This is a genomic window from Nostoc sp. UIC 10630 (assembly GCF_010747425.1).
Lineage (GTDB): Bacteria > Cyanobacteriota > Cyanobacteriia > Cyanobacteriales > Nostocaceae > Nostoc.
Genome location: NZ_JAAGOG010000105.1, coordinates 14,174 through 28,129, shown reverse-complemented (window position 1 = coordinate 28,129; position 13,956 = coordinate 14,174). Strand labels below are relative to the sequence as shown.

The window sequence follows — 13,956 nt, the reverse complement described above, 5'->3', positions numbered from 1 at the left end:
GTACTTATACCTTCTGAAAGGTCTAATTAGAGGACATTGCAAGAGAAGTTCAATAAAATCACATCTCTTTACTACATATATAAAACTTAATAAATTCCATATCACCTTTCCAAAGTCTAAGTTGGTTTGACGCTAATGAAAATAAATAAGATTTCAAAAGCGAAAAAATAGACATATCTATCAAAAAATCGTTCATATACTCCTTTGCTAAAGATTGAGTAAGCTTAACGAAGAAGCAGCTTCTGCAATACGGTTTATCTGTAAGAGCGGGTTTAACAAGATATTTTATGATCCCGGTTAATCCCGCCCCTACTTTCAATATAAAGTTGTAATAGTTATTAACTTTATTTAAGTTTACTTAAGCATTATTGTGTAATCTTGTTATTTCAGATATGGACAATGCTCTTGAATAAATTGTAGCAAATGATGTGATTCGTGGAGTCAAATATTAAACATTTATAATAGTTAATCATTTTTAGAATAAGTCCATCTGGTATTTATTGTGATAGATGTGCAGACATAAAAGCTAGATAAATTGCTGGATTGGAGAAAGGAAAAAGAAGATAAATGTTGCCAAATGCAAAACAGTTTTTATTTACATGCAAGAGTGTATTTTATGACTCAAAATATCACTAATTATCAAACAGAAACGGTTAAAAAAATCAACAATGAACAAATTGAGCAAATTCTCAAAGCGATTATTGCTGGGAAATATTCCTGGGCATGTGTTTTAATTCTGCGTTTTGCTGGGTACAATCCCATAGACTATATACCTTACCGCACCTACATTCGACTGCTCAAAAATAACTACTTAGTTGAAAGTTCAAAAGAAAATATAACTGATACTAAGGCTGTAGAAGCGTTAAGTCTAAAATCGACCTGGCTTCATCTTTGAAAAAGAAAATAATCAAGATAGAACGATTACTCTAAATGAATGTCAGAAATTGAGGCTATTTCAAGGAAATTGACCACAAAGTTCCACGAGGCAAGGATGAAGACTAAAAACTTTAAATGTTCGGTTGTTTACAGATATATATTTGTTAAAGGCATTTTCACAAAGGCCAATTAAGAAGAATATCTGTTAGATAGCCTGAAATTTTATAATTCATACTTTTTTGGTCACGCCATCCTTAGCAATTATGACTTACCCAGTTACTACCCCTAATAATTATTTGCAACCTACTCTGAAAGAGATTATATGGCAGAAAAAGCATGAAGTTGCACAAATCCAGCAAGAGATGTCTTTGGCTTCTTTGCAACGCCAGTTAGCTGCTGCGCCGACTGTGCGAGATTTTATCTCTGCTTTGCAACAGAGTCATTACCGACCTTCTATCATTGCAGAGGTGAAAAAAGCATCCCTAATTCATGGAATTATTAAAGCAGACTTGGACTCAGTAGCGATCGCTAAAGCTTATGAACGTGGTGGCGCAACTTGTATCTCTGTCTTCACCGATCAGAAGTTCTTTTATGGCAGCTTTGAAAATTTACGCACCATCCGCTACCGGGTAAAATTGCCTCTACTGTGCAAGGAGTTCATTTTAGATCCCTGCCAAATTTATTTAGCACGGGCAGCAGGCGCAGATGCGGTGCTATTGATTGCGGCAATTCTCTCAGATAAGGAACTTCAAAACTTTTTGCGAGTGATTCACTATTTGGGAATGAATGCTTTGATAGAAGTCCATACTTTAGCAGAACTAGATCGGGTGCTAAAGCTGGATGATGTACGCCTAATAGGAATTAACAACCAAAGTCTAGAAGATTTTAGCGTCAATATTGACACAACTAAGCAACTACTGGCAGCTAGGCGATCGCAACTACAAAGCTTGGGTATTATCGTTGTTAGTGAGTCTGGCTTGTATACACCTGCTGATTTATCCCTTGTAGCTGAAGCTGGTACACATGCCGTTATACTTGGCGAATCTCTAATTAAACAAGAAGATATACAACAGAGTGTGCGTAATCTGCTCAAACCTACAGCTATTTTCAGATAAATAGACAAAATTCTGTATATCTTTCTTTACCGCATTCTTGCTTCTCTAATCAAGCTTTTTGGGATTAGCGTAGACGCGGAGGGGCTTATCGTCAGACATCGCTCATTGAAAAGCAGATGTTGTAATTTTGGTGTATAGTGTAACCCTCGACTTTAAGAGATTTTGGGTTGACACTTTATAGACTGGCCGAAGATTCATAAATTTATACGGAATTAATACCAGCAACACTGAAATCGATAGCAACAACATCACTTATGAGCAAAATTATGAACACAACTAAAAGATATTTTTTACCCCTGATTTTTGTGACAATGGTTGTCAGCCTCAGCAGTTGTAGTTCTAACCCCACCGCTCGTAAAATTGACAGCCCAACGCCATACCCTACAACAACACCAACGAATACCGTATCTTCTCAGACTTCTAGCCAAATTCCTAGCGTAGCTCAGTTGAGAGAAAAATCTCCTAATCAAGAATCTCCTAAAGAAAATACACCTTCCTCATCAATTCCTAAAGCTGTCACTAGCAAAACTACCGATGTCACGCTATACACAAGTGATACTCAGTGTCAAGAATTCATTCCTGAAAAAGTTTCAGTACCAGCCGAAGAACCAGTTACAAACGTAGTAAGTAAGATTTTAGAAAAACGAGATACAAGCGACTTTAGCTTGTCTGGATATCGCGTCAACATCAAAAATGGTGTTGCTACAGTTGATCTCCGAATATCTCCGGAGTCAAAGCGGCAAATAGCTTCTCTTTCTAGCTGTGAACAGTTTGCTCTATTTGGCAGTCTCCGCAAAACCTTAACGAGCAATAGTCAATGGAATATTAAAGAGGTTCGCTTCACTGAACGAGGTGAGGATATTGTTCTTTAGCTAAAGATAGTAGTAAGTGCCGTCATTAGCTAGCTAAAAAGATTTTCAATCTGAACAGCCACAGGACTTATAGATCAGCAGTTGCCAAAACAGTATATGTTTTAGCCAATTGAAAACATCTGTAAATAGTGGTATAATTTACATCAGCCTTAAGTTTATGGCAGCAATTCGCGGGCGTAATTCAGTGGTAGAATGTCATCTTCCCATGGTGAACGTCGTGGGTTCGAGTCCCATCGCCCGCTTTAAAATTTAGAATCTAAACTACCAATATAATTGTTTATGTTGGTATGGTTGGTTTTGAGTTTGTGGAACCAGACTTCACTCGGCTTCTAGAGTCTGCGATCGCTATTACTACACTACAAATACTACAGGTTGCCCATAAAGCGACGAAATTCAATAGACTAATATTTCTATTGGGAATTGTCAGATGCAGGGAGTAAAAACGTCTAGACGCTCGCTAATAGATGACGGCTAATGGTAAAAAACAATTAGCAATTAGCAATTAGCACTATGGCAAATTTTCTCCAACCGCCAAGATTACGCATTGGTCAAGACACTGAAGAAGAACGACGCGCCACTTGGCTAGAACTTTTTTATGATTTGGTTTTTGTAGTTGCAGTTTCTCAACTCGCCTACAATCTCAACGAGGATATTTCTCTATCAGGATTATTTGGATTTGTAGTTCTATTTATACCAGTTTGGTGGTCATGGATTGGTACCACATTCTACGCCAACCGTTTTGATAGCGATGATGTAGGACATCGATTACTGATTGGTATACAAATGCTCACAGCAGCAGCAATGGCTATTAATATCCACCACGGTTTGAGTGAGAGTTCCCCTGGTTTTGCCATTTCTTATGCTCTCGGCCGGGCTGTACTTGTAATAGAGTATATCCGTGCTGGAAGACATATTCCCTCCGCACGTCCTTTAACTACTCGCTACGCTATTGGTTTTGCGATCGCAGCCTTGCTTTGGTTGATATCAGCATTTGTACCCATTCCTTGGCGGTTTGGATTTTGGGCATTAGGAATCATTATTGACTTTGCTACACCTTTAACAGGATACAAGTTTCAAATAGGGTTACTTCCCCATGCCTCCCACTTACCAGAACGTTTCGGGCTATTTACCATTATTGTCTTGGGTGAAGCAATCATTGCAGTGGTCAATGGTGTTTCTGAGCAGAAATGGGATATTTTAACTGTGATTTCTAGCGTGTTTGGTCTGATCATCGCCTTTAGCTGGTGGTGGGTTTATTTTGATAATTTGGGTGGTAAACCTATTGAGACGGCGCGGACAGAAGGAAAGGTAAGTGTTGTCAATCTTTGGTTATACACCCATTTACCGCTAGTGATTGGGATTACTGCTGCTGGTGTTGGTGTAGAACAAATTTTGTTAAGTAAGGCAACTTTAGCATTACCCGATTCCCAGCGATGGCTCATCTGTGGTTCAGTAGCATTATGCTCTCTGGCTGTTAGTATTCTTCACCGATTTGGAGTAATCCGCTATTGCAAAATTCGTTCCCAGTACCGACTTGGAGGTGCAGTTATGCTGCTAGCGATCGCTATCTTTGGCAAAGGTTTGTTACCTGTTGCAGTCATTGCCCTTGTAGCTGTAGTTTCTGCTGTCCAAGTCGTTCAAGATTTGTATCAGAGTCGTCCCACTACCCGCTTAGTTGACCCGGAAATTTAGTTTAGAGACTTCCAAAAAATAAATTATCCCAACTTATTTGTTGATTTGTAGGGGCGCACAGCAAGCTGTGTGCCCCTACTCAATTCATAGTCGTCTATCAGAGGTAGCAGAACCAAAGGAGGAATGTCATCATTAGAAGATGTACCTTTGGGTATTTAAGTCAAGTAGGCGAAATATTTATTAATATTATAAATAGGCAGTGTAAATTCAACGGCAGGAGTCAGAAAAAATTCTTAGTGGCAGGTATTTCGCATTAATCATCAAATTTCTCAACAACGGGACAGAAGCTCATGAAAGACCAGAAACCATCAGACTCTAAGCAATTCGTCGGAAATCTCAAGAACGGGATTTGGCTGTTTGGACTATCATCTTGGGTATTTGGGATTACCGATCGCAGTATTGCTTCATTTGCAGATGGCTATCTATCAGCTTTAGACTTGACGCAACTATTCACTGCGGCTACATTCTTTGTGGCGTGGCTATTTTTGAAACCAGCATCCAGAGTTTAAGATCGGCGGCTGGTCGAGTATCAAGTCACTCTTAACGCTAGTACTGTCAAGATTCGGAAAGTTAGGATATCGTCAGAGTCGGGCAAGTAAGCTCGTGGATTGTACTTATGATGGGTTCGGGAATTTTCACCATCCAGACTTCTCAAATTGTTGCTAGATTGGATCTTTTTCCTTTTGAGGTGAGAGTTATAGCTTTTTTGATTTGGGTGTATCTAAAAAAATTTTTTAATTTTCCGGAATTGATTATGCTCAGGTGGTAGTCTCTATCAGACAAGCGATTTATACTGAAACTCTATAACGAAACCTTCGGGGTATATAACCCCATATTAAAAGCCCGGTCATGAAGACCGGGCTTTTATTAACACTTAGGAGTTAGGAATTGTTCTTAACTCCCAACTACTAATTAAATTAGGCAAAAGCAGCAGTTGTTACATCGTTATTCGATAGAATTTCTTGTAACTCTTCGGCATCTACCGTTTCTTTCTCAACCAACATTTGGGCGATTTGATCTAAAATGTGGCGGTTGCCTACTAACACTTCTTTAGCGCGTGTATAGGCTACATCCACAAGTTTGCGGACTTCTTCATCAATGGCGGCAGCAGTTTCTTCAGAGAAATCACGCTCTGACATGATATCCCTTCCCAGGAACATGTTACCTTGCTGACGACCAAGGGCGACTGGGCCTAAGCGATCGCTCATCCCAAATCGGGTAATCATCTGACGCGCAACCCGTGCTACTTGTTGAAGGTCATTAGAAGCACCAGTGGTAACTTCTTCTTCACCAAAGATTAATTCTTCAGCAATCCGACCACCCAAAGCTACAGCCATCTGATTTTCCAGATAAGCGCGGCTGTACAAACCTGTGTCCATCCGGTCTTCGCTGGGGGTAAACCAAGTTAAACCACCTGCTCGACCACGAGGGATGATGCTAATCTTTTGTACTGGGTCATAGTCTGGCATTAAAGCACCAACTAAAGCGTGACCAGCTTCGTGATATGCCACCAAGGTTTTGCGCTTTTCGCTCATTACCCGGTCTTTCTTCTCTGGCCCAGCTAATACGCGATCAATCGCGTCATTGATTTCATCCATCGAAATCTCAGTCAAATTCCGGCGTGCTGCCAGAATTGCGGCTTCATTCAACAGGTTAGATAAATCTGCACCAGTAAATCCAGGGGTACGACGGGCGATTTTATCCAAATCCACATCTTTCGCCAAGGTTTTGCCACGGGCGTGAACCTTGAGAATTTCACTGCGTCCGGCGTAGTCGGGACGGTCTACCACAACTTGACGGTCAAAGCGACCAGGACGTAATAGGGCTGCATCTAGAACATCAGGACGGTTGGTAGCGGCAATGATGATGATGCCTGTATTACCTTCAAAGCCATCCATTTCGGTTAGCAACTGGTTGAGGGTTTGTTCCCGCTCATCGTTACCACCACCTAAACCGGCACCCCGTTGACGACCTACTGCGTCAATTTCATCGATGAAGACGATACAAGGAGCATTGGTCTTAGCTTGTTCAAATAAATCGCGGACGCGGGATGCACCCACACCTACGAACATTTCTACAAATTCTGAACCGGAGATTGAGAAGAAGGGTACACCTGCTTCACCAGCTACGGCACGAGCTAGGAGGGTTTTACCAGTACCAGGAGGGCCAACTAATAGTACACCTTTAGGAATTTTTGCACCAACGGCGGTAAAGCGATCGGCGTTTTTCAGAAAGTCTACAACTTCGTTTAATTCCAACTTGGCTTGGTCAATACCAGCTACATCGCCAAATGTCACCTGAGTTTGTGGTTCCATTTGCACTCTGGCTTTGGATTTGCCAAAGTTCATCGCTTGGCTACCTGGGCCACTTTGAGCGCGACGTAGCAAGAAGAATAAGCCAACTAAAAGCAATACAGGGAAAAATAAGCTACTTAGTGCCTTAAACCAAAATCCTTCATCGGTTTGGGGCAATACAGAAATATCAACGCCTTTAGAAGTCAAAGTATTGATCAAGTCTGGATCGTTGACTAAGGTAACAATCCGTTTAGCTGGGTCATATTTGGGTGTAACCAGTGCTGTGGAACGGTCTGCACTCAAACTGACTTTTTCTACTCTGCCTTGTTGAACTTCTTGAATAAAGCGACTATATCGCCATGTCTCTCTACTTTGGGGTTGTTTGTCAAAAAATGCTGTTCCCAGCGCAATTACGACAATAAACAGCAGCGCGTACAGCCCTGCATTTCTCCATCTTTTATTCACTAAGGTCTATCCTCCGGTATTTTTCGCGCGGTCGCCTAGCGTCTCTGATCGCAAAGGTGATTATTAAGAATTATGTTAACTTATCTTAAGATATAACAAATTTGGCGTGGTTGTCATGCTAAAAAAAGCTCCCTTATTAGCTGAAAACTATGATGGTAGGGATTACATTGTAGCGACCCTGAAGGCAGATGAACGGTATGAATGGGAATAATTTCTACCACACTATTAGTGTAGGCGATCGCTTCAAATCTCTGGACTAACTCGGCACTCCAAGTTTCTTCTCGCACTGGCTGTTGGTGCTTTTGCAACCAGTTTACAAGTTGCGATCGCCCAATTCCCGGCAAAATTCCGGCTGTCAAAGGTGGTGTGTACCAACTGCGATCGCACCATCCCCAAAGGTTGCCTGTACTGGTTTCTAGCCAATTTCCTTGAGTATCGACTAATATTGCTTCTTGAGCATCTGAGCTAGTTTTTGCCAACCAAGCACTTAAATAATTTCCAGTTTTATGAGAAGGGAGAGAGCGAGAAAATTCAGGACTGGCAACAGCGCATAAGGTACCATTTTTTTGTTTTTCTATCAAATTTTGTGGTAATAATCTACCAGTTATCCATTCCCGTCCATCGGGAAAGAGAGTAATTCTGAGAACGGGGAAGTGTGCAAGGAGAATTTGAGCGCCTTGAAGTAGACGCTTCCAGTCTGGTTGCTGCCAACCAAAAGATTGGATTGAGAAAAGTAAGCGATCGCAATGTGCTTGCCAATTAGTTAAATTACTATCTAGGGAGTTCTCATAAACCCGCAACGTTGTAAAAACGGTAGCCCCATAAAGTAAACCCGGATCGTTAATGTTTAGTTCTAGGGTTTGAGAGTGAATTAATTTGCCGTCATACCAAAAAATATTATTTGTCACAACCAAATTGCTTATCGTTACAACTCCATTGAAAAGTGATGACTTGTAATACTCATACGCTGCATGAGATAAAACCTGTGAGCTGCAAATCGCTGAACACCAGAATCAAGACTCAGGTGTTTACACTCATGATTTCTGGCATATTCAATTAGCCACTGAAATAACTGCTGACCATAGCTATGCGATCGTTTCAACTCATCAACAACTAAATCATCAATGTATAAAAACCTACCCAATGCTAAACAAGTAGAAATGCGAAATCCAGTTACTGCTACAGCTTGCTTTTCTACCTCCAAAAATGCAAGTTGATATCCTTCTTTCATTTGATATCGAACTTGTTCTACAAAGTTATCCTGCTCAAGGTGAGGGCGCAACTGAGAGATAACAGGAAAACACCCTAATATTTGAAAGTCAGATTCTGCCAATTGTATTGACATCAGTATTACCTTACTCAATCATGTATGAAAAACTTGAAAATAATTGAGCGAATATAATCCTCTATTACACTTGCAATATTTAATCTTTAGGGGGAAATATAATTTTATTAGTCCCTTCGGGAGTTGTAACTATTTTTCCTCCCAAAGCTTCGATTTCCTTAATTGCGCGTTTCTGAGTTCTCTCATCAGCATGATTATTTAAAACCATTGACCATGTAGAAATTTGAGCATATTTACTATTAGGATTTCGACTCAGAAATTCCGCAGTTCTTTGGGAAGTATTAGCTATAAGCTGACTCTCTGGATCTGAAAATTTACTCGCCCAGTTTGCCGCCATTGCAAAAGACTGTTGGGCAGCTTTAGCATTGCCTAAAAATAATAACTCATCGACTCCTTTATAACGCCAAACATAATAAGACCTTTCGGGAACTGAGGGAGATATTGATTTTAAGCCTTTCTCTGATATTGCGATCGTGCGTTCTGGCATAGCAGCATACAATGAAGTACTGATAGAAAGACTCTGATACGCTGCTAAAAATCGTGGGTCACGTTCTAAAATTACTTCAAAATATTCTGGACTTAAACTATAACCTGTTTTATCCCGAACTTCATCATCTCCGAAGTACTGCAAGAAATTGAGATATATTAAATCTGCAATTAAATTGTCATAACCAAAAGTAGGCATTTTTTTGAGAAAATTCAAACGGAGATGTTCTGATTTTATTTCTTTTTTCAGACTCTCTAAAGAGGCAGATTGTTTTCTATCTATAAGTGTTTGCAATTGAGGGAATTGAATCAAGCCAATTCCTAAAATAGACACACAAATTATCAAAGGTGTAGCTATGGCTTTACGCTGCAACAACATATTTTTCTTGTCTTATCAGGCAGAAGCAACTCATTATATATAATATACTTCTTATAAAATTACTCAGCTATATAGTCACAGAAGAGTATCCATTGAGCAGCTACTATCGCAGTCTATCTTTACTTCAAGAGAAACTGAAAACGGGTAGAACCGCAAGTCAAGCTAAAAAAGTATTATATTATACATAGTGTAAAGTATGTAGGGCATGATTTATGCTTTCTTATTTGCAAAATCTAAATAAATTATTTTCTTTTTTGAGATGAAATTAGCTGCTACAAATTCTAGCTTTACTTCTCTTAAGTTCCTTTGATATTACTGAGTTTTGTTAAGTAACAGTAGTAAGATTTAGAACATCATTTAGAATAAAATTTTGTTCGCAATTAGACCTGTTGTGTCCTTAATCTTATGCTAGATACTGTAGTTACGAACAACTTGGAAAATAATAGTCTATCCATTCAGGCAAAAAATAGTGATTTTAAAACAATAGTTACTAATCTTAATGCCGATAAAAAAGGACTGGATGTTGATGAAATTATTGATGCCATCAAAACAGTAATAGTTGAAGCTATTGATTTAAAAATTACTACTTGGGTAGCAGAGTCATCCGATCAGCAACAAAATGACATAAAAGCAGCCAAACCAGGTAATCGAATATATACCCGAATTAATCTTGTTAGTGGTGATATCCAAAATGAGATTGGTAGTCAATTTACTGATAGTGGCCCCTATAAAGAAATTCGCGAATTTCATTTGACTCAAATTAGAGATGGTCGGGAGATTATTCACAAGAACATAGAAAGTGTGGAAAAATTGTATGGATTTTTTATGGAAATTGTGAAAAATCGCAAAAAATCAGAACTTTAAGCATTCTTTGTTAATTACCCATTTAAGCTAAAATAGCTACCGAAACCTAGCCAAATCGTTAAGTTTATTTACTTGTATCTAGCTATTAATAAAATGCTACAGCCAGAACTGTGAGAGGGTGAAACTATGGCTAATAATATTCAAACTAAAGACCAAAATGGTATTCAGACTCGAAACCGAAATGTTGCTCAACCTCAAGATATTCAAAACCAAGCTAGAGTCTTGTTAAACAATTTAGTATCTTCTGTACAGACATTAGTTTCTGACATCACAGCCTTAGAAGTAAATACGATGGTTGTAGATAGAATTAATGCTTCAAAGTTTAATGCTTGGGAGGCATATCAAGAAATTTATTCTATACACGATCCTGATTACTTTGAGGCAAAAGGTATTCCAGAAGAAGGTTCTCAAGCTCAAGAACTGCATAAGCGTTATAGAAGTCTATTTAACCAAATTGAAAGAGAATATTTTTACCTTCTTCTTGAAGAAGGTTCAGACTTTTATAATCCACAGGATGAGCGAGTAAAACGATATCGCCAGAGGCTTGAATATGCGAAGAAGCATCAACCAAACCTAGTCGAAGCCGATCAGGAGAATGTTAAGCTAGCTCAACCAATACTACCTGCTCCAACTCCCATTCTTGATGACAAAGATGGAAACAATCAAGAAGATTGGATTGAAACTTTTAAAGAGATTCAAAGACTTTTAAATAATGATAAATTTGTTCGTACCTTACGTAAAATGTATGAACTTAAAGCTGCACTTGATGGTGGTAATGTGAAAAGTACCAAAACTGATATTATTTTTGCTCAAACTGTCATGCAGTTAGATGGAGATATTATTACTCGTTACCATAAAGAACTGTTTACTCTATCTGAAGACGCTAAAAATCTCATCATTAATACACATAATCAAGGAGTTATTTCTGGAGAAAAGCAGTGGCGTGGAACATTTAGTTTTTTGATTAGTTTGGTACAGGGTATCGCAAATTTATCTCGATAATGAACGCCAACATAACAAAAACAGACAACCAAGCTGATGTTGTACTCTCTCTATTTCTACAAGTTCCTCAAGGCGATCGCTTTGAACTTAAGGTTGAGCGATCGCAGTGTAGTTTTTACCTAAATGAGACAGTTGTAGAACAGATTCAGCAAGCACAAAAAACTGGTATTTCTCTATACATTCCGCCAAAACTGATAATTCCTCTTTTGTATTACGCCTGTTTCGGCAATAATGTTGTATCTGGAAATAAAAAAGAAGTTACTGAAAAAGAGGTTAGTAATTTTTTTTACGTTACTATTATAGTCAATATTATAAAATCTTTTCTGAGTAAAACTGCACGGGGCAAAGCAAGTTTACAGTCTGGACTCACCTTTAATTCTTACTATGAGCAGCCTGAATCAGTTTCAGATGCTTATAAAGAGAAAGATATCATTTTGCAAAGCACTATCCTTCTTCATGGTGATATATTCCACAAAATCAAGTTGGATTTTATACAAAATTCCAACTGTTCCACAATTATTTCTGCTCATTATTGGCTAACTGAACAAATACTAAGTTGCTTTCGGACTAAACTAAATCCGCTAGTTTGGGAGATAGCTTCGCTGTTTCCTGCTGGTTTGATTGTCTCTAGTTTATATACAGCAAATGCAATAATATCAATATTTGCTTTCATAGGCTTCACTATACTATTTGCTACTACTCGCTATGTACTTATAAATCAGCTTCAAAGACGTACTTCCATCAACTCTAAATTTATAAATTGGTTGGCATGGACGCTGATTTGTATTATCCCTATCTTTGTTGTTGGTGCTATTCATAGTTTTAGGGATGTTAATGCATTATTTTTGTCATTCTTGTCACTTATTGCCCCAAAAATTTCAGAGTATATTTTAAATTTTATAAGACCAATATCTGGAAAATTTATCCTACGTCGGTTACTATCGAATGTAGATTAAGCATAATGCAAAACTCCTCTACGAATTCTTAAGAGGAAACTCTTAAACGAAGCTAGTTTAGCCAACTCTTACAATAAGTTGGCTTTTTGATAATTTTTAGTTTTTTAATATTTGCCAACAATGTTGAGCGATCGCCCAATCTTCTTGAGTATGAATCACTAATATTCGCACTGTTGAGTCAGGTGTAGCAATATCCTCATCCACAGGCTGCTGTTGATTTTTTTCAATATCAAGTTTCAATCCCAAAAAACCGAAGGCTTCACAGGCGGCTTGGCGAATTTCCGCAGAGTGTTCACCCACACCTGCTGTAAACACCAAAGCATCTAATCCGCCTAAACTGGTAAGCATTGCACCGATACCAGAACGCAGACGATGCACGTAGATATCCCATGCCAATTGAGCGCGGGAATTACCTTGAGCGTTGGCGTAGCCCGTCGTGGACATCGCTTCTCTCACCTCACGCATATCGCTAGATACACCCGAAATTCCCTTTAATCCAGAAGCTTTATTTAATATCTCATCCAACTTTTCGACGGAATAATCGCAGTACCGCAACAGATAAATCAGAATTCCCGGATCAACTGAACCAGAACGACTACCCATCATCAATCCTTCTAAGGGCGTGAATCCCATTGTGGTATCAATACTGCGGCCGTTTTTTATCGCCGCCAAAGAACAACCATTACCCAGATGACAGGTAATTAACCGCTCAGGTGGAACATCGCGACCGAGAATTTGGGCAGCACGTTGAGAACAGTATTGGTGACTGATACCATGAAACCCATAGCGACGGATTCCTTGCTCTACCCACTCATAAGGGCCGGGATAGATTGCGACTGCATCGGGGAGAGTGGCATGAAATCCAGTATCAAAGACTGCTACTTGTGTAACATCTTTTAAGATTTCTTCAATTGCTTCTATACCTTCCAAAGCTACTGGATTATGTGCTGGAGCGAGGTTAGATAAGCTAGCGATCGCCTTTTTGACATCCTCCGTAATTACCACACTATCTCGATAATCCTGTCCACCATGTACTATCCGATGCCCCACCACATCGATATCTGACAACCGATCTATTACTTTGGTAGCGCCATCACTCAGAGTATGAAGCATATAGGTGAGGTGTGCCTGTGGGGAATCATCAGAGATGGTTTCTTGCAGTGTTGCACCTGTAGCAGTTTTCACCTCAATTTCTGCCACACCGCGATCTTGAATCCAGTTGATTTTCCCTTCCCAAAGGGGTTGAGATGCTTGGGTGGAGAAAGCCTCATCTGTAATCTCATACAGACAACTTTTTTGGGTACTCGATCCGGCATTCAGCACCAATATCTTCATAGGACAACATAAAAACATGACCTCCTTTGATCATGTCACTAAATGTAGCCTAATGCTTCTAGCCTATACGCATAATATGCGGCAAAGGTGTGTTTCCAGCGCTAAAATTTGTTGAATCTATACCTTGGAGATGTTTCAGGTAGAGGAAATTCCTCTAAGTAAAGCTGCGTTACCTCTCTCAAGCTAGAAATTGCCTGTTCGATTGTCTCTCTCTGATCAACCTACCAACTTCGGGACACTCAGCTATATACATATCGTCCTTTTTATAAATGAGG

Annotated in this window: 13 protein-coding genes and 1 tRNA gene; 9 read left to right on the top strand and 5 right to left on the bottom strand. The window is 39.3% G+C overall.

Annotated elements, in window-relative coordinates; translation table 11 throughout:
• The first annotated feature begins 616 nt into the window (after window positions 1–616).
• From G1O98_RS22350 to G1O98_RS22325, 6 genes are all read left to right on the top strand, one after another.
• Window positions 617–895 carry a HetP family heterocyst commitment protein gene (locus G1O98_RS22350; protein ID WP_163931971.1) on the top strand — a complete coding sequence of 93 codons (279 nt, stop codon included), beginning with the start codon at window positions 617–619 and terminating at the stop codon, window positions 893–895.
• A 244-nt stretch (window positions 896–1,139) separates the two neighbouring features.
• Window positions 1,140–1,991 (top strand): indole-3-glycerol phosphate synthase TrpC, encoded by an 852-nt coding sequence (trpC, locus tag G1O98_RS22345; protein WP_163931968.1) that lies wholly within the window; start codon window positions 1,140–1,142, stop codon window positions 1,989–1,991.
• 254 nt (window positions 1,992–2,245) lie between these two features.
• The gene (locus G1O98_RS22340; protein ID WP_163931964.1) at window positions 2,246–2,863 is read left to right on the top strand and encodes a GerMN domain-containing protein; all 618 of its coding nucleotides are present in this window, start codon (window positions 2,246–2,248) and stop codon (window positions 2,861–2,863) included.
• 170 nt (window positions 2,864–3,033) lie between these two features.
• Window positions 3,034–3,105 (top strand) — tRNA-Gly (locus G1O98_RS22335).
• Window positions 3,106–3,373: 268 nt separating this feature from the next.
• Complete coding sequence (locus G1O98_RS22330) at window positions 3,374–4,555, top strand: low temperature requirement protein A (protein ID WP_163931961.1); 1,182 nt, start codon at window positions 3,374–3,376, stop codon at window positions 4,553–4,555.
• Window positions 4,556–4,845: 290 nt separating this feature from the next.
• Window positions 4,846–5,064, top strand: coding sequence for a hypothetical protein (locus tag G1O98_RS22325; RefSeq protein WP_012411184.1), 219 nt, complete (start codon window positions 4,846–4,848; stop codon window positions 5,062–5,064).
• A 408-nt stretch (window positions 5,065–5,472) separates the two neighbouring features.
• Here G1O98_RS22325 and ftsH3 read toward each other — a convergent pair whose 3' ends face one another.
• The 4 genes from ftsH3 to G1O98_RS22305 form a co-directional block, all read right to left on the bottom strand.
• Window positions 5,473–7,314, bottom strand: coding sequence for an ATP-dependent zinc metalloprotease FtsH3 (gene ftsH3 / locus G1O98_RS22320; protein ID WP_012411183.1), 1,842 nt, complete (start codon window positions 7,312–7,314; stop codon window positions 5,473–5,475).
• 113 nt (window positions 7,315–7,427) lie between these two features.
• A complete protein-coding gene (locus tag G1O98_RS22315) occupies window positions 7,428–8,222 on the bottom strand; it encodes an aminotransferase class IV (RefSeq protein WP_345940577.1) in 795 nt (264 codons plus the stop codon).
• Window positions 8,223–8,239: 17 nt separating this feature from the next.
• Window positions 8,240–8,659, bottom strand: coding sequence for a GNAT family N-acetyltransferase (locus tag G1O98_RS22310; protein ID WP_175586810.1), 420 nt, complete (start codon window positions 8,657–8,659; stop codon window positions 8,240–8,242).
• A gap of 79 nt (window positions 8,660–8,738) precedes the next feature.
• Complete coding sequence (locus G1O98_RS22305) at window positions 8,739–9,524, bottom strand: hypothetical protein (protein ID WP_163931958.1); 786 nt, start codon at window positions 9,522–9,524, stop codon at window positions 8,739–8,741.
• 405 nt (window positions 9,525–9,929) lie between these two features.
• On the opposite strand from G1O98_RS22305, the gene G1O98_RS22300 reads away from it, so the two are divergent.
• The 3 genes from G1O98_RS22300 to G1O98_RS22290 all read left to right on the top strand — a co-directional run bounded on the left by G1O98_RS22300 (window position 9,930) and on the right by G1O98_RS22290 (window position 12,346).
• Window positions 9,930–10,388 (top strand): hypothetical protein, encoded by a 459-nt coding sequence (locus G1O98_RS22300; RefSeq protein ID WP_163931955.1) that lies wholly within the window; start codon window positions 9,930–9,932, stop codon window positions 10,386–10,388.
• Window positions 10,389–10,514: 126 nt separating this feature from the next.
• Window positions 10,515–11,390 (top strand): hypothetical protein, encoded by an 876-nt coding sequence (locus G1O98_RS22295; protein WP_163931952.1) that lies wholly within the window; start codon window positions 10,515–10,517, stop codon window positions 11,388–11,390.
• Complete coding sequence (locus tag G1O98_RS22290; protein ID WP_163931949.1) at window positions 11,390–12,346, top strand: hypothetical protein; 957 nt, start codon at window positions 11,390–11,392, stop codon at window positions 12,344–12,346. Before G1O98_RS22295 ends, G1O98_RS22290 begins: the two co-directional genes overlap by 1 nt.
• Window positions 12,347–12,442: 96 nt before the next feature.
• On the opposite strand, the gene G1O98_RS22285 is transcribed toward G1O98_RS22290, so the two are convergent.
• Window positions 12,443–13,681 carry an acetate kinase gene (locus tag G1O98_RS22285; RefSeq protein WP_163931946.1) on the bottom strand — a complete coding sequence of 413 codons (1,239 nt, stop codon included), beginning with the start codon at window positions 13,679–13,681 and terminating at the stop codon, window positions 12,443–12,445.
• Window positions 13,682–13,956 lie beyond the last annotated feature (275 nt).